Below are 15485 nucleotides of genomic sequence, written 5' to 3'. Positions count from 1 at the left end.
GAGTGAGATCGACGAACACAATTTTCGTCTCTTGCGCCAACAGAACCTCCCGCAGTCCCATCATTTAAAAATAATTATCGCATAATTCTTTAAAATGATTATATTTATATTTGTTTGGACGTCAATTTCAAAATGCGATTGTTCTTTCTTGCTTCCTTTTCCGCCGCTCGGAGCAAACCGAATGTCGACGGCAGCACGATGGACCTGGAGTCACCTGAACAGCGGCGAGAGCGCGATGCGCAAGGAAGATCTCGAGGCCATGGATTTCGACGAACTCTGGCTTCTTCACGAGGAGCTAACAAAACTCCTGGCTGAAAAGATCACAGCGGAAAAACAGGAACTCGAAAAGCGCCTTGCGCAACTCAATCGCCCTGAACACGAGGTCACCGGCGACAGAGGTCCGGTGGACCCGAGCACGGAACCACCAGCTCGGCGCAAATATCCAAAAGTAATACCTAAATACTACAATCCGCTCAGGCCAACCGAGACTTGGTCCGGACGCGGCAAACAGCCCAGGTGGCTCGTTGCGGCGCTTCAATCCGGACATACGCTCGAGGAATTTCAGATTCCTGAAAAGGCCAAGGAATCTGATCCGAACTCTCGGGAGCAGGAGCACGGTTCGTAGTCGACAAACAAATCATTCTTGCAGATGTTCTGGCGGATGCGCCCCTGCTCGAAGTCCTAGGCCATCTGGCCGTTATGCTGCCAGCTGATTGAATTGAGCTGCCGCAACCTGGTGAAGGTCCGCTACTTGGCTCGCAGGAAATGTTTCCCGCGCAAACACCTTGTGAGCGTCGAGCAGGTAACGATAGGCCTCGCGACTCGCATTCCGTTCGTTCAAAATTCGCTCGATCTCCCGTAGGTTGAGCAGTTTCCGTCGCATCTCAGCGATTTGCTGTTCCATAGAAACCATCGCATGTTCCCTATGAAGATCCTGCCGCATCTTTTCCTCCCTCCGGACGGACTTGGCACTCAGAGCTTACCCGTTTGTCGAAAATTAACCAATGATATTTCGGCACCGATTTTTGATCACGATTTATTTCTATTATAGATCTTCGACCGCGTTCCGAATTCGGCAGTTTCCATGCAGTCAGCCGAACTTTGCGCGTCACAGCTTCGCAGTGACGACCAGACTGGCCTGATAAAGCACGATGATCCTCGCTGAAATGCAAAGTCTCTGAGCAATTACCCGCATCAGAACCTCGGAGATCGGCAGGAGCACGGGACCTCAGACGCGGAGGTAAGCTTGGGAGCCGCAGGCGTGCGACGCTGCGCGGGGCCACTGCAGCTGCGCCCGGGCCCCGCGCCATTGCCAAGCGAAGATTGATTTCGAGAATTGAATGAAATTTAATCCATTGAAATGAAGCCGGATTTTGTTTAACTTTAAAACATAATCTAAAAAACCGCGGGCCTTGCGCTACAAAATGCAGAGCCTAAGGCGGGACATTTGTAATCAGCTAGCCATTTCCTGACAGTTTGGTGATTTGACGTGCACACCAGACCTTTAGTCACACAGAGGCGTATATACGAGGCCTCAATCGCAGCAACCCTCCTCGCGGTGACGTGGGCGACGGAACTGCAGAGTTCCCCTAGGCAGCCGGGGAAACCCGAAAGTCCGGCCGGAGCCGAAACAAGTATCTCGTCAGGAGCTGAGTTGGGCCCCGTGACGAATAGCGGGCAATCCCGAGGACGATTTTCCGAGCAAACCTCCGAGAAAGCGCTGCGGTTCGCCCAGGCCACTAAAACCGACACTGAGGACGTACGAGCGCAGCTGTCGCAGGAGCAGCAGAAGGTTCAAGCACTGACTCAAGACCTCCGGGCATCTCGGCGCGAACTCGGAACCGTCTTGAACCTACTGAAGCAGGCGCGCGAGCAATGGCTCGATATAGCGGATGCAGCAGACGGCCAGGCGACAAAACTGCGGAACTCACTACAACAGGAGAACGAGCGGGCGCAGCGCCTCGAGCAGGAGCTTGCGGCTACCCGCCGTGATCTTCAATTGCAGGCGGAGCTGACTGCCAAGGCAAACGGCGAGAGCAGCGACGTCAAACAAACCGGAGGACGCGATCTGGCTCCGGTGCAAAAGCTTCTGCAGGAAGAAAGGGATCACGCGAGCGAATTAGAGCGGGATCTTGCTACAGCCCGTCGCGATCTGCAGATACAAGCAGCATCGGCTGCAAAAGCTAGCGACGAAGAAAATCGCGCCAAGGACGCGGCAGAGAAACGCTGTGCGGAGGTTCAGGCACTCCTACAGCAAGAACGGGGCAAGGCAGAGCAACTGGAGAAAGCTCTGGCCACGACTCGACGCGAACTGGAGAGCCAGAGCTCAGTCGCCAAAAAAACAATAGAAGAGGCCGACCAGCTAAAGCAAACAGCCAAGGCCAGCTTAGACAAGGCTAGTCTGTCCCTAAAGAGTGAACGTGATCGCGCAGAGGAACTCGCTCAGCAGCTGTCGTTAGCGCGCACCAAGCTTTATGCCTACGAGGCTCAGACGGAGACAAACCATGAGCGAGCACAGCTGCCAAGCAGTGCCGCGGAATTGGAAAAATTACTTCAACAAGAACGTGACCGATCTGGCCAACTTGAACAGGAACTCGCGATCGCGCACCGTGCCTTGCAGGCGCAGCTGGACGCAGACCGGCAATTCGCGGCAACGGAGCTGACCCCACAAGGGAGTTGGACAACATTTCTCAACTTGCCTCAAGTCAACGATCCTTTGTCGCGCGACAGCAGTCTTCAATTCTCGCGCGGGCCCTCTGCGGCGCAAGGCGTGGTGACGGCAGACCAGAACGCTGAATACCCTCCCCGATCCCATACCGCAGCCCTTGTCGCATCCGCGACATCGACGGGCACCTTTGATGATCTCCAATCGGGGACGGAACAGCAGGCGGAGATATCGCGGTTGATGGAGCACGCAACCCTGCGGCTCAGACAAGGTGATATCGGTGCCGCGCGCACGTTCCTGGAGCGCGCAAGCGAACTCGGCAGCGCCCAGGCTACCTTCGCGCTCGCTGAAACCTATGATCCACAAATTCTTCCTAAGTGGGGAGCCTACGGAACGCGCAGCGACGCGAGCAGGGCACGGGAACTGTATGCGAAGGCCGAAGCCGCCGGAATCACCGAGGCAAAGCAGCGCTTTGAAGCGCTCGGCCGATAACGCACGACGGGTAAGCGGTCACAGGTTATCGACGACTCTAATCTTACGAAACGGCTGCTGGGAGACAACTTATGCGCAAGTCGTTCAGAATCGATCCGTCACTAATGGCCACGGTATTGTCTCTACTGCTCCTCCTAGTAGAGCCCTGCTCTTGCATCGCCCAAACCCACAGCGCACATGCGCGGATGCCAACGCAGCCGGTGAGGCCGGAAGTCACTGCGATGAACGCGTGGACGGTCGGCCTTGCGGGCGGTCTCTTGGAGGGCGCTCCCATTCGCTTGGCGGCTGAAATGGCCCGCGTGGTCGATGACGGTCGAAATCTCCATGTCTTGCCCGTTGTCACGCGCGGCGCAACCGAAAACGTAAACTCGCTTCTCTACTTGCGGGGTATCGACGCCGCGATCATCAATTCGGACGCTCTGGAAGAGTACAGGAGCCAGGTGCCGGACATACAGCAGCGTGTCTCATACGTGCTCAACCTCTTTCCATCTGAACTCCATATCTTTGTCCGGCCAGAGATTCAGACGCTGCGCGATCTGGTCGGCAAAAAGGTGAATTTCAATACACAAGGAACGGCTGCGGCGTATTCGGGGCCGATGATCTTCAGCCGGCTTGGGCTCGAGGTGGAGAAGACCTTCATTCCTCACCAGGTTGCGCTCGAACAAATGCGCCAAGGCGACATGGCCGCCGTTGTTTTCATTACGTCAAAGCCGGTCGATGCCTTCCTGCGCGGCCATTGGGATCCGGGGTTCAAGTTCCTGCCTCTGCCATATGACAGCAAGTTCGAAGATTACTATCTCCCGTCCTCGCTCGAGGCGGCCGATTATCCGAACCTCATAAGACAGGGCGAACGGGTCGCCACCATCGCGGTGCCGACTGCTCTCGTCGCGTTCAACTGGCCGGTCAACTCAGATCGGTTCCGACGGGTAGCGCGCTTTGTGGATTATCTGTTTTCGCGAATCGATCGGCTGCAAGGGACCGGCTTTGATCCAAAGTGGAAATCGATCAACTTGGCCGCAACTGTACCTGGACTGACACGCTTTCCTGCCGCGCAGGCGTGGCTCGACCGCATTGCGCGTTCAAGCCAGGCCTCTCGATGAGACATGCCGTTGTCCTCGTGGCGTTCGCGCTCACAAGGATCGCTCCGGCGGAAGGAATCATGCCGCCAGTCCTAGCCGCACAGAATGGAGAAAACTGGATCATCAGCGAGACGACTTCGCCTGTGGACTACTCGCCGATCGTGAGTGCGACTACATCATCACGATCTGATTCGGGCGCATCCGCTATGAAACTGTCAATTCGATGTTGGGCCGGTCGCACCGAACTATTGCTCAACCCTGTCAGCACGCACGGCCGCGGCGAGGACTACGTGATTTCACTCCGGCTGAACAACGACCAACCCATTCAGATCCCGACGGTAGGTCCGGCAAATGGACCCAGCATCACGCTCGCGGGCGACGTCGTTCACCTGTTGCAATCGCTCCCCGACACCGGCGAACTTACTGTTTATCTCACCGCGAGAACAGGCATCAGTCAGCGCGCCATGTTCGCTCTAGCTGGCTTGGAAAAGGTTCGCCGGAAAATGGTCACTGTCTGCAAATGGCCGCAGGCAGTCGCAAAGCCCAGGACTTAATTGTGGGTAGCATAGACGATGGAGAGCACATCATGAGCATATTTCGGCAATTTATCAGAGGAGTGGTGCCCGGTCTCATTTCGTTGCTGTTTGCAACCTCGAGCCCTTGGGCACAGGAGACCATTCAGCCGTGGCAAACAAATGCATCTACTCAGGCATTGAAGCACAGCACGCATTCGAGCACTCGAAAGGTACCGATCACAGCAACGAGCCATACGCGATCTGCCCTTGCTCGTATGCCAGGACACTCGGACGACCAGAAGGAGCACCACTTGATCCTGCAGGTGAACACTAATGATTCTGCTGCCATGAACCTCGCACTGAACAACGCAAGCAATGTCGCGACATACTACAAAGAGCTCGGTGAAAAGGTAAAAATCGAGGTGATCACGTTTGGCCCGGGCCTGCATATGCTTCGTGACGATACTTCGCCGGTGAAGGCTCGCATCGAGGAGATGGCACTTGGCGCGCCGGAGGTGTCGTTCAAAGCGTGCGGTAACACTCGGGAGAAGATGCAGAAGGCCGAGAACAAGGACATTCCCATTGTTCCGCAGGCTCAGGTGGTGAAGTCGGGTGTCGTTCGTGTCATGCAACTGCAGGAGCAGGGATGGACGTATGTCAAGCCATGAAGCGTACCAGCGCAAAACCTGAAAATTCCAGCAATTGTGCGCGCCCAATACCCCGGATACGAGTTCGGTGGACTATAGCGACGCCGCCGCGAAGCAGGAGCCGCAGGTCGTTGGCGGAATGACGTCATCATGCCAACAAACGTGACCCGACTCGCACGAACATTGCCTACGGGGTGGACCGGGGCGATCGGAAGCTCGGTGGTGCAGCGGTTGCGTTGGTGATGGAGGACGAACCGAAAACAGTGAGACAGCGAAAAGGCTGCCAAGTTCGACGCGCGCCCCTGGGTTGATGCCGTGCAGACGCCTCATCGGCCGGAGTTCAGGGGCGGTCGTCAATTCCGAAAAAGATGACTTTGCGGTAACTTCGGGCCGGTTGTGGAGGGTGGTGCAGAACCGACGGAGAACGCGCTCCTCTTGCATGACGGGCTCGAGCCGAGCCCCCACGCGCGTCAAAGTTAAAAGGGGGTTGTGGGCTTTGCGGGACACGCCAGATTTGACCACCGTCCCCTTTGCGTGATCCAGACCTTCCAAGCTTCGTCATGCTTGGCATAGAGCTCGAGCCAGCGCGTCTCCTGTATCTCGGCGGGTTCCTCGGTCTGCCAAACGGCCGTTCGGAGACTGCCCGACCGGACGAAATCCTCAAGCGATTCGAACTCCGCGGTCTCCTCCAGCGACAGACCGATCAACACGCGATGTCCCTGTCTATCGACGAAATACCGGCGCGGCGCATTGCTTTTGTGATCAGTCATTTCGGAGCTTCTCCCGTGTGAGCCGTGGACCAGAGTGAACCCCAACACGGCGGCGACCGGCACACATGAAAGCGAGCACACCGACCGGAACACCAAACAGCGCAGCCAGATACGCTATCACTGCTTCGCTATCCCGTCGAATTCAGGGCAACTCAGCTTTTAGCAATTGCCGATGGTGTTCTGGGGCGCCAGTCCAAAGCTCACAACGAAGACCGCAAATTAACCTAACCGTATATGGTTAGTCCGACGTCTGCGGATTCATTACGAAGAGGGCGGACCTTGACCACTTCCCAGCGACGTCGAAGCATAAGGCGCATAAAGACGGTATCGCACTGATCTCTTGTGGGAACGCCATGCTCTCATGCCGTAGCCGCAACCGAAGCCAGCGGCAAAGATCGAAAACAAGACCAGTACGGGTATCATCCGAATATTCCACGTTTGCCGAACGCTCCTCCCAGGATCATTTCATCGTTTAGTTGTGGCGAGTTCAAGGTGTAACAGCGCTGAAAGTTTTGTCAGATGAAGATGAACTTTGTGCAACGGCTTGCTTGAATATTGATCGCCACAGATACGGGAGCTTGAGGTCGATCCCGTATCTCATCGTCCATGCCAGGAACTCCCTTCGGCACCGGAGGCCTCGTTCAGCCAGCGACTTCGGCACATGAAGGTTAACCGGTCAACAGCCTTTTGCACGCAAGGATGCCGATTGACCATCGATGGGGCTCGTCTTATTCGAAGCAGCGCCGTTATTCGGCAGCTTGGAGACAATGGAGCAGAGTCCCGGCATGACCAACCGACCGATCATTCTCGTTACCGGAGGCGCGGGCTATATCGGCTCACACGCGTGCCGCATGCTGGCTGCGGCTGGTTTCCAACCCTTCGTCTACGACAATCTTTCTACCGGCCATAGAAGTTTCGTCGCGGGACCCCTGGTCATCGGCGATCTCCTGGACGAAGCAACGCTCGCGCGCGTCTTCACCGAGCACGAGATTTCCGCGGTGATGCATTTTGCGGCCGCGAGCCTGGTTGGCGAATCCGTCGTCGATCCGCAAAAGTACTACATCAACAACGTGCAGGGGACCCTGTCGCTGCTGCAGGCCATGCGCAATGCCTGCTGCCATCGCATCGTGTTCTCATCCACCGGCGCGGTCTACGGCAATGCCGATAGCAAAGCGCTGCCGGAGAATTTCGCCTGCGCGCCGATCAATCCGTACGGCGCATCGAAATGGATGATCGAGCGCATGCTGGCCGACTATCGCGCGGCGTATGGATTCGGCGCGTTCTGCCTGCGCTATTTCAACGCCAGCGGCGCTGATCCCGCCGGCGGTATCGGCGAGCAGCGCGACAACGAGACCCATCTCATCCCGCGCGCCATGATGGCGTTGCAGGGACATGTCGGCGACTTCGCCGTCTTCGGCGACGACTACGACACGCCCGATGGCACCGCGATTCGCGACTATATCCACGTCACTGATCTTGCGGCCGCGCATGTCGCTGCGCTCAGACTGCTGCTCGAGGGGCACAGCGGCGGCAGCTTCAATCTTGGCACCGGCACCGGCTTCTCGGTGCGGGAGATTCTCGCTGCGATAGAGCAGGAGACCGGGCGCGAGGTGCCACATGTGATCAAGCCGCAACGACCCGGCGATCCGACCTATCTGGTGGCCGATCCCTCCGCCGCACGCAAGGTCTTGAATTTCGTGCCGTCTCACTCCGATCTGCCGACAATCATTCGCACCGCCTGGGCGTGGCACCAGAAGGCTCATCCGTTGAGACAGAAATGACGCGGCGCAGCCGCGATCTGCAGGCCAGAAGCAAGGATTGACCGCACACGGATCGGGCTCGGCTCGCTAAACTCCGTGGTTGTACGGAGCCGCGCACTTTGATTTCGTCGCGGTAAGGTTGAGCAGTTAGCTTAATCTGCGGTCTTTGTTGCGTGTTTTCGCCAATAGCCTATCCCTCTTACGCACCGGGCTTCCCCAAGGCTCGGCCCCACCCAAGCAAAGCCGTCGAGCGAACATGGGTCGCTTGGCGGCTTTGTCGTTGTGTTAAGAGGATCGTTTTCGTCATGGCGCGCAAGCCCTGGTCGTTCAAGGAAGACCGTCGGTTAATGGAGCTAGCCAAGTCTTCAATTACGTTGGAAGAGGCCGCGAAGCAGCTGGGACGGTCGCCCGAGGCTGTCAAGCGCATGGCACTGCGACTTGGTCTGTCGCTCAAGTCCAAGGCCGACAAGAAGAGCTGAGACGTCGAGCTCGCGCGCGAGCTGCACATGACGGTGGTCGCTGAAGGCATCGAGACCGAGGAGCAGGTCCGCGCACTGATCTCCTGCGGCGTCGAGCAAGGCCAGGGCTATTTGGTCGCCGCGCCGCTGCCGTTTGCCCGGTTCATGGCGCTCCTGGACGCCCGGCGCCGGGAAACCGAATCCGATGACGCAACCGCCGAGGCGCCCCTCATCGCCTAAAGCGCGATGAGATTGGAACGAATCGTCATCGCGCTTCAGGTTATTGTTTGAGCATGATCTCCGCGCAAACACGTTCCGCGTTTGTCGCAAGGGAAAAACGCTTCACACTTTTCCGGATCATGCTCTAGATCCCGCGGTGCGCATGAAACGACGATCAACCATGTCCGCGGAACCGCAGCCGCGCACAACATCTTAACGATACCGGCAGCTTTTCCGGAGCCTTGCCTTCCGTTGCACTATGGTAGGCCATGACCCGGAACAAGCTCATCGCCGCAACGGGCATTTGCCTCGCGCTGATCGTCTACGCCACGCTCGCCGCGCTGACGGGGCGGCCGGTGCTGATCGGCCATCACGAAGCCTATTGGGTTGTCGTGATCGAACGCTTCAGCGCCTATGGTATCTTGGGCTTCCTGCTGGCCTTCCTGCTGCCGGGGCGCTTCGCCCAGGCCTGCCTGCTCGTGGTCGGCGTCGCCATTTCGCTCGAACTCCTGCAAGCGCTGCGGCCGGACCGGGATGCCGCATTCTTCGACGTCATCCAGAAGGCGGCCGGCGGCGTCGTTGGCGTCGGCATTGCGCAAACTGTTTTGGCGTTCTTGCCCCGGTCGCGCTCCTGATCGGGGCTCCGCGCCTGGCGAAGGCGGCATTGGTCGGCAGCAGACTTGATCGGTAGCAGACTTGCCGGATGCCCCCTTGCCCGCCTATTGTCCCGCGGCCAGTCGAGGAGAGACATCGCCCATGATGAGAACCGTAACGCCGCTTTTGGCTGCTTTTCTGATTGCCGGCGGAAGCGCGTGGGCACAAACCACTTCTTCGAACGGAATCCGCAGCGGATATGGCGCTCCGGCGGGTGCATCGACGACCCCTGCAACGTCAACTTCGACCGCGTCGTCGGGAACGCGCAATGTGGGAACCGGTCAGAGGCGCACCGAAGGTGCCATGGGCCTGACCCCACAACTCCAGAAAGAGCTCGGAATTCGTCGCCAGCAATAGGCAGGAGCCTTGGCCGTCGGACCTGGCGGCCTTCGCGAAAGGCGCTGAGCGGCTATTTCGCCATCTGCCCACGGAGCTCGCCCCCGGATTTGCCGCGGCGTGGACGTTCGCGTACCAGTTGCCCGCCAACAGATCCGCGGCCTGTGCGTCAGAGAGCGTGGGCGCGCCCTGGGTCGGGCTCTGAGCCGATTTGAAGGGCAGCGCGATGCTGGCGTTCTTCCCCGAGCTCGCTTGGGCCATGGAAATGCGTGCCAACCGCGGGCCCGGTCAGACCTGAATAGGCGACCGCATAAGTCAGTACCTTGCTGTCAGTATCGAACGTCGCCTCGGCCTTGCCGGAACCGTCATCCTTTGGGATGGGTCACAGAGGACGCCTCAAGCTACCCCGCGCTTGTCACCCTCTTCGCACGTCAGAAGCTGAGCCATCTGACGATGGGTATCGCGCAAGGCCTCGATCGCCCCGTCGAGATCGAATTCCGACTCGCGAATACTGGCAAGAAATCTGGCCGTCAGCGCGAGATTAAGCTTAACGCGCGTCGCGCCGTCGCTACTCTTGCGACGGTGAAGCGACAGATGCCGCACCATGAGCCTGGCTTCCGCCGCGCTGCAATCGCAGAGCGTCGCGAGTTCATCGTACGTCATCCAGACTTGGGGCATGTTCCTCACCGCCGGTTGCGAGACCCGCAACGTAGGGCGGATTCGTAAAAGCGAGGTTGCCGCCACATCAAGGTGATCGCCCGTCGCGAACGTTCGGAGGCGGCCGGAAGGGCTATGTGATCTTCCCGAATGGAACTGCGAGGCGGATGACAGTTGTGGCTAAGATGACAGCAATTCCATGAATCGGGCAGCCGTCAGGGACTCTTTCGTGGCCGTATGATCGCCAACGCCCATCGGCCTCGTATTATGTGTGCTGATCGTCGTCTTGGCCTATCTCGCGTTTCAATCGTTGGCACCAGCCGGTGACGTGCCGGCCGCGCGTGATACATTCGACGTGCGACGACGATCGACGGCCTTGCAGCAGCCTGTCGTCACGCACCTCAATGCACCGCTGCGTAGAGGATCTTGTCCTGTGTCGCCTCCGCCGCGTCGAACTCGGCGACGATGCGGCCGGTACGGGCGACCAGGATGCGGTCGGAGACCGCGAGCACCTCCGGCAGGTAGGAGGAAATCACGACCACCGCCTTGCCCTCGTCAGCGAGCCGTCTGATCTCGGCATGGATGTGCGGAATCGTGCCGACATCGACGCCACGCGTCGGCTCGTCGAAAATGACGATCGAGGGATCCTGCACCAGCGTCTTGGCCAGCACCACCTTCTGCTGGTTGCCGCCGGACAACTCGATGATCTTTGCCTTGCGCTGCAGCGCGCTGATCTTGAGACGCTCGACCCAGTAATTGGCAAGCTTGCCCCGCCTTGCGCGCGACAAGAGGAAGCTGAAACCGTTCCCTGTGCCGAGCTTGCCGAGATAGACGTTGTCGTCAACCACCATGGTCTCGAAGAAGCCGTTGGCCTTGCGGTCCTCGGTGATGTAGGCGATGCCGTCGTTGATCGCCTGTCGCGGCACACGGTAGCGGATCGCTTTCCCGCGCAGGCGAATAGTGCCGCCATTGATCAGGTTTCGCTTCAGCGCGCCGTAGATGACTTTTGCGATCTCGGTGCGGCCCGAGCCGATCAGACCGGCGATACCGACTACCTCGCCGGCATAGACGGAGAACGACATGTTCTTGACCGCCATGCCCATGGTGACATTCTCGACCGTCAGCACCTTTTCGCGGCGCTGGTGGGTTTTCTCCTTGCGGCCATAGACGGCCTGCGCCACCTCGCGGCCGACCATGTGTTGCACCAGGCTATCGCGCTTGAGCTGCTTTGCCGGCGCGGTGATCACCAGCCTGCCGTCGCGTAGCACCGTGATGCGGTCCGCGATCTGGAGCGATTCCTCCAGTGCGTGCGAGATGTAGATGATCGACACGCCGCGCGCGCGCAGGTCGCGCACCAGATGGAAGAAATGCACGATCTCTTCGGGCGTGAGGGATGCAGTCGGCTCGTCGAAGATGATGATGCGGGCCTTGTTGTAGATCGCACGTGCGATCTCGACCATCTGCTTCTTGGCAGTTCCGAGCATCGCCACCGGGGTCGCCGGATCGACGTGGAAGTTAAGCGATTGCAGGAGCTGCTGAGCCTGGATGTTCAGCGTGCGGAAGCGCGTCAGGAGCTTCTCGTTGCCGAGCTCGATGTTCTGCGCCGCCGTCATGGTCGGCACCAGGCTCGTTTCCTGATAGACCATACAGATGCCGGCGTTCAGAGCATCGCGTGGCTGCTCGAAATTGGCGGGCTTGCCGTCGAGCCGGAACTCGCCGGAGGTGAGCCCAATCGCACCCGCGATCGCCTTGCACAGCGTCGATTTGCCGGCGCCGTTCTCGCCGACCAGCGCATGCACCTCGCCGGGATAGAGGTTGAAGTTGACGCCTTCGATGGCGTGCACGCCGCCATAAATCTTGCTGCCGCCGATGATCTCGAGCACGGGCTCGGCTACGCCGTTGGCGAGATTTGCGCCGTCGCTCATCTGAGCTCTCCCGAATGGAGCAGAAGACAGCCGGTGCCGCGTGCGGCGATCACCACGCCCCGCCGGGTCCTGCACGCGGCCGTGATGCCGTGGAAACGGCCGCCGGCGCGGCTGTGCAGGCTGTCGGTCGCCTCGCCCTCGGGATCGAGATGCACGAGCAGTCCGTAGGAGCGCGGCGGCGCCCATGGTTTCTGGATGCCGAGCGCCTTGACACCGCCGATCTGCATCGGCTCCAGACAGTCGGCGCCGCCGGCAAGTGCCGGCGCAATCCAGTAATTTTCCGGCATCGTGCGCATCATCTCCTCGCGGAAATCGTCTTCCTTCAGCACGAACTCGATGAGATGCGTGCGTCGCGCGAACAGGCCGAGGAAAAAGCCCCGATTGCCGTCAAGATGCAGCCTTGCGGGATAGCCCGGCAGATTGCCGGCGATGACCTCGCCCTGTCCCAGGCCATTGGCGGTCAGCGGGAAGCGGCTGAGACGATGGGCCCAGCTTTCGGTCAGCCACAGGCTGCCACCATCCGCCGAGACCGTGGCGCCATAGGGATACGGCAGATCGCGCAACAGCACGGACGCGTTCGCAAGGCCCGGTCCGCAAACGATCAGCCGGCCATTGCTCCGCTTCTCCATCAGATCTCGCCGCCACTGGTCCGGCGTGCGGCCGGTCGAACCCTCGACCGCAAAGATTCGTCCGTCCGGAGCCACCGCGACCGACAGCAAACCCAGGAGACCACGGCCGTCGACGGTCTCCAGCCAGCGTGGGCTGGGGCCCGCCGGATCAATCGCGGCGAGGCCACGCCCGGCGACGCAAGCCAGTAGTCGCCCGTCCGGATGGATCGCGAGCCCGCCCGCCTCGCCCTCGAACTCTGCAACCAGCGTCCGTGTCGACAGATCATCGGAGAGCTTCAGGACCCGCTTGCCAGCAGACACGTAGATCGCGCCGTCCGCTGCCGCGACGACGTCGTCGACGCCGGCCAGGGGCTCGCCGATCACGGTGCAGCCATCGAGCCGGTCGTTCGGACTGAGCGCGCCGTCGAGCGGCGGGATCGCGTTCTGGCCGCCATCGCGATCGATGACGCTGCGGATGTCGCGCAGGAGGTGATCGAAAAATCCCATTGCTAACTCGCCACCCTGCTCTTGTCGCCCCAATAGGCGTCATAACCGGTCCAGCTCTCGTCGACACCGTCGAGCTTGATGCGGCCTATGCGGTTGTTCTCGAGTCCCCCGAGATAGAGATAGCCCTTGTGCTCGCGCATCGAGGTCAGGGTCGAATGCGAGATACCGGTCGGATCCCACCAGGATTCCAGCGTCTCACCCTGCTCGTTGAACTTCAGCACGCAGCCATGATTCAGCGCCGGCGCGAGCCATTCGTCGGCAGGCACCTGTTTGACCATGCGTAGCCGGAAACCCGGCTTGCGCGCGGAGAGATCGAAGGTTGGCGTTCGGATACCGACCAACGCCAGCCAGTAAGTACCGTCGGAGGCGCGATTGATGTTGTCGGGGTTGCCCGGCAGCTCGTCGATCAGGACTTCCGTCTTGCCCTTCTTCGGCCCCTCGATCCAGTAGCGAAAGACCTTGCAGAGCGAGGTGCTCGCGATCAGCACCGACTTGCCGTCATGGGAGACGCAAACGCCGTTCGGGAAATAGAAATGGTTGATGATCGTGCGCGTCGTCTTCGTCGTGGGATCGTAGCAGACTACGCGGCCGTTGGGCCTTGCTTCCAGGATGTCGAGCGTGTTGGTCGTCATCTCGTAGCGTGTGGTGCAGTCGCTGAAATAGATCTTGCCGTCGGGCGCGATGTCGAGGTCGTCAGCCATGCGCAGGCGGGAGTCGTCGTTGAGCTTGTACCAGGTGCGGTTGGTCTCGTCGGTGACCTTGAACACACGCTGGTCCGGCGCGATGCCGTAGACGCCCATGCCGGCTACCGCGACGATCAGATTTTCGTCGCGGTCGAACTGCATGCCGAGCGGTCGGCCACCGATATGGGCGAATACCTCGCGCGTCTCGAGGTTCGGCCCCGAGAAGCGGATCACGTTGCCGTCGCGGGTCGAGCCGTAGACGCGGCCCTGGCGATCGACGATGACGTCCTCCGGGCCCTCGACCTGGTCGAGCCCGATCGCCTGCGCATGGATCAGCCGGTCGTTCTGGGCATAGGGTGAGGCCGTCCCCGGTTGCACCGAGGGCGCCGGCGCCAGCGCCACATAGGCGGGGTTCACGTAAATCTTCTGAATCGCCTTGCCGCGGTTCTTCGACCATTTGACGTCGATGCCGACGGCGGCGAGCAGGATCATGCCCGTCACCGCCGAAGTGACGTAGCCGGGGATGCCCATCCGCACGAGGCCGTTGATGAGAAGGAAGATGATCAACGCTCCGATCATCGCCCGCCATACCGTGCCCTTGCCGCCGGCGAGCGAGATGCCGCCGAGCACGACCGCGGTCAGCGCCTGGAATTCCCAGCCCACGCCGGTCGTGGAATCCGTGCTGGCCTGCCGTGCGGCATAGAAAATGCCGCTCGCCGCGCACAGTGTGCCCGACAGCACATAAGTGAGGAACAGCATCAGCCGGACGCGAATGCCGGCGTGCCGCGCGGCCTTCCGGCTCGCGCCGATCGCGGTCAGATGCCAGCCATAGCGCGAGCGCGACAGGAAGATGTGGCAAACGAGCAGCACGACGAACAGCGTTGCCGCGTTGACAGGAATGCCGAACACGCTGCCGGTGCCGATGAAATCCCAGGCATCGCTGTCGACGGAATTGGTTGCAAACACCTGGGCGTAGCCGGTGTTGAGAAGGTTGACCGAGGCGCGCAGGATGATCAGCGTCACCAGCGTGGTGAGGAACGGCCGGGTCTTCAGAAAGCCGATCAGGAAGCCGTTGATGCTGCCGAGCGCGGCGCCGACCAGAAGGGTCACCACGACGACCAGGCCGACCGGCCACTCCATCACCAGCAGGAAGAACAGCGCAGCGAAATTGCAGAGAGCGAAGATCGCGCCGACGGAAAGATCGATGCCACCGCTGATCAGGCAAAATCCCATGGCGAGCGCCACGAAGCCGAATTCGGCAAACAGGCGGAGCAGCGATAGCGTGTTCTGCACCGAAGCATAGTCGGGAATCGTCAGCGCGAAATACAGCCACAGGCCGACCATGACCGTAAAAGGCACGACGGGCTCGAACCATTGCTTCAGCAAAAGCTCGGACAACAGCAGGCGGGGCGAAAACCGCCGCGCCGACATAGTAAGAGATTCGGCGAAGGCTTCGATCGTCGACATGATCCTGGCACTCCCAAGCAGCCGGCGTGCGACGGCGCACGCC

At 60.0% G+C, this 15485-nt stretch carries 15 protein-coding genes and 1 pseudogene; 9 read left to right on the top strand and 7 right to left on the bottom strand.

Annotated elements, in window-relative coordinates:
- Window positions 1-235 precede the first annotated feature (235 nt).
- The gene (locus SO180_RS17550) at window positions 236-625 is read left to right on the top strand and encodes an H-NS histone family protein (RefSeq protein WP_449380089.1); all 390 of its coding nucleotides are present in this window, start codon (window positions 236-238) and stop codon (window positions 623-625) included.
- 72 nt (window positions 626-697) lie between these two features.
- Here SO180_RS17550 and SO180_RS17545 read toward each other — a convergent pair whose 3' ends face one another.
- Window positions 698-943 carry a hypothetical protein gene (locus SO180_RS17545; protein WP_449380085.1) on the bottom strand — a complete coding sequence of 82 codons (246 nt, stop codon included), beginning with the start codon at window positions 941-943 and terminating at the stop codon, window positions 698-700.
- Between the two features lie 720 nt (window positions 944-1663).
- Between SO180_RS17545 and SO180_RS17540 the strand changes: the two genes are divergently transcribed.
- From SO180_RS17540 to SO180_RS17525, 4 genes are all read left to right on the top strand, one after another.
- Entirely contained in the window at window positions 1664-3157 is a 1494-nt protein-coding gene (locus SO180_RS17540; protein WP_449380088.1) for a coiled-coil domain-containing protein, read from the top strand.
- A gap of 104 nt (window positions 3158-3261) precedes the next feature.
- Window positions 3262-4257, top strand: coding sequence for a TAXI family TRAP transporter solute-binding subunit (locus SO180_RS17535; RefSeq protein WP_449380087.1), 996 nt, complete (start codon window positions 3262-3264; stop codon window positions 4255-4257).
- Between the two features lie 185 nt (window positions 4258-4442).
- Window positions 4443-4790, top strand: coding sequence for a hypothetical protein (locus SO180_RS17530; RefSeq protein ID WP_449380084.1), 348 nt, complete (start codon window positions 4443-4445; stop codon window positions 4788-4790).
- A 62-nt stretch (window positions 4791-4852) separates the two neighbouring features.
- Entirely contained in the window at window positions 4853-5419 is a 567-nt protein-coding gene (locus SO180_RS17525; RefSeq protein ID WP_449380086.1) for a DsrE family protein, read from the top strand.
- 455 nt (window positions 5420-5874) lie between these two features.
- Here SO180_RS17525 and SO180_RS17520 read toward each other — a convergent pair whose 3' ends face one another.
- A complete protein-coding gene (locus tag SO180_RS17520) occupies window positions 5875-6168 on the bottom strand; it encodes a hypothetical protein (RefSeq protein ID WP_449380083.1) in 294 nt (97 codons plus the stop codon).
- A 785-nt stretch (window positions 6169-6953) separates the two neighbouring features.
- On the opposite strand from SO180_RS17520, the gene galE reads away from it, so the two are divergent.
- The 4 genes from galE to SO180_RS17500 all read left to right on the top strand — a co-directional run bounded on the left by galE (window position 6954) and on the right by SO180_RS17500 (window position 9240).
- Entirely contained in the window at window positions 6954-7949 is a 996-nt protein-coding gene (gene galE, locus SO180_RS17515) for a UDP-glucose 4-epimerase GalE (protein WP_449380082.1), read from the top strand.
- 284 nt (window positions 7950-8233) lie between these two features.
- Window positions 8234-8407, top strand: a complete 174-nt coding sequence (locus SO180_RS17510; RefSeq protein WP_449380081.1) for a hypothetical protein — start codon at window positions 8234-8236, stop codon at window positions 8405-8407.
- A gap of 27 nt (window positions 8408-8434) precedes the next feature.
- Entirely contained in the window at window positions 8435-8626 is a 192-nt protein-coding gene (locus tag SO180_RS17505; RefSeq protein ID WP_449380080.1) for an EAL domain-containing protein, read from the top strand.
- Between the two features lie 248 nt (window positions 8627-8874).
- Entirely contained in the window at window positions 8875-9240 is a 366-nt protein-coding gene (locus SO180_RS17500) for a VanZ family protein (protein ID WP_449380079.1), read from the top strand.
- Between the two features lie 428 nt (window positions 9241-9668).
- Here the strand turns inward: SO180_RS17500 and SO180_RS17495 are convergent.
- The 5 genes and pseudogenes from SO180_RS17495 to SO180_RS17475 form a co-directional block, all read right to left on the bottom strand.
- Window positions 9669-9956 (bottom strand): annotated as a pseudogene (locus tag SO180_RS17495) (CHRD domain-containing protein); the annotation flags it as partial.
- 35 nt (window positions 9957-9991) lie between these two features.
- The gene (locus SO180_RS17490; protein ID WP_449380078.1) at window positions 9992-10273 is read right to left on the bottom strand and encodes a hypothetical protein; all 282 of its coding nucleotides are present in this window, start codon (window positions 10271-10273) and stop codon (window positions 9992-9994) included.
- A 380-nt stretch (window positions 10274-10653) separates the two neighbouring features.
- Entirely contained in the window at window positions 10654-12177 is a 1524-nt protein-coding gene (locus tag SO180_RS17485) for a sugar ABC transporter ATP-binding protein (RefSeq protein WP_449380077.1), read from the bottom strand.
- The gene (locus SO180_RS17480) at window positions 12174-13292 is read right to left on the bottom strand and encodes an SMP-30/gluconolactonase/LRE family protein (RefSeq protein WP_449380076.1); all 1119 of its coding nucleotides are present in this window, start codon (window positions 13290-13292) and stop codon (window positions 12174-12176) included. Before SO180_RS17480 ends, SO180_RS17485 begins: the two co-directional genes overlap by 4 nt.
- A 2-nt stretch (window positions 13293-13294) precedes the next feature.
- A complete protein-coding gene (locus SO180_RS17475; protein WP_449380075.1) occupies window positions 13295-15442 on the bottom strand; it encodes an ABC transporter permease in 2148 nt (715 codons plus the stop codon).
- Between the last annotated feature and the right edge of the window lie 43 nt (window positions 15443-15485).

The organism is Bradyrhizobium sp. UFLA05-112 (assembly GCF_053572325.1).
Note: the sequence above shows the minus strand (reverse complement) of the source record. Positions and strands in the feature narration are given on the sequence as shown.

Coding starts and splice junctions, on each gene's coding strand:
- SO180_RS17510 (WP_449380081.1), top strand. CDS start 8,234: ATGGCGCGCAAGCCCTGGTCGTTCAAGGAAGACCGTCGGTTAATGGAG.
- SO180_RS17550 (WP_449380089.1), top strand. CDS start 236: ATGCGCAAGGAAGATCTCGAGGCCATGGATTTCGACGAACTCTGGCTT.
- SO180_RS17520 (WP_449380083.1), bottom strand. CDS start 6,168: ATGACTGATCACAAAAGCAATGCGCCGCGCCGGTATTTCGTCGATAGA.
- SO180_RS17505 (WP_449380080.1), top strand. CDS start 8,435: ATGACGGTGGTCGCTGAAGGCATCGAGACCGAGGAGCAGGTCCGCGCA.
- SO180_RS17545 (WP_449380085.1), bottom strand. CDS start 943: ATGCGGCAGGATCTTCATAGGGAACATGCGATGGTTTCTATGGAACAG.
- SO180_RS17485 (WP_449380077.1), bottom strand. CDS start 12,177: ATGAGCGACGGCGCAAATCTCGCCAACGGCGTAGCCGAGCCCGTGCTC.
- SO180_RS17475 (WP_449380075.1), bottom strand. CDS start 15,442: ATGTCGACGATCGAAGCCTTCGCCGAATCTCTTACTATGTCGGCGCGG.
- SO180_RS17490 (WP_449380078.1), bottom strand. CDS start 10,273: ATGCCCCAAGTCTGGATGACGTACGATGAACTCGCGACGCTCTGCGAT.
- galE (WP_449380082.1), top strand. CDS start 6,954: ATGACCAACCGACCGATCATTCTCGTTACCGGAGGCGCGGGCTATATC.
- SO180_RS17530 (WP_449380084.1), top strand. CDS start 4,443: ATGAAACTGTCAATTCGATGTTGGGCCGGTCGCACCGAACTATTGCTC.
- SO180_RS17535 (WP_449380087.1), top strand. CDS start 3,262: ATGGCCACGGTATTGTCTCTACTGCTCCTCCTAGTAGAGCCCTGCTCT.
- SO180_RS17500 (WP_449380079.1), top strand. CDS start 8,875: ATGACCCGGAACAAGCTCATCGCCGCAACGGGCATTTGCCTCGCGCTG.
- SO180_RS17480 (WP_449380076.1), bottom strand. CDS start 13,292: ATGGGATTTTTCGATCACCTCCTGCGCGACATCCGCAGCGTCATCGAT.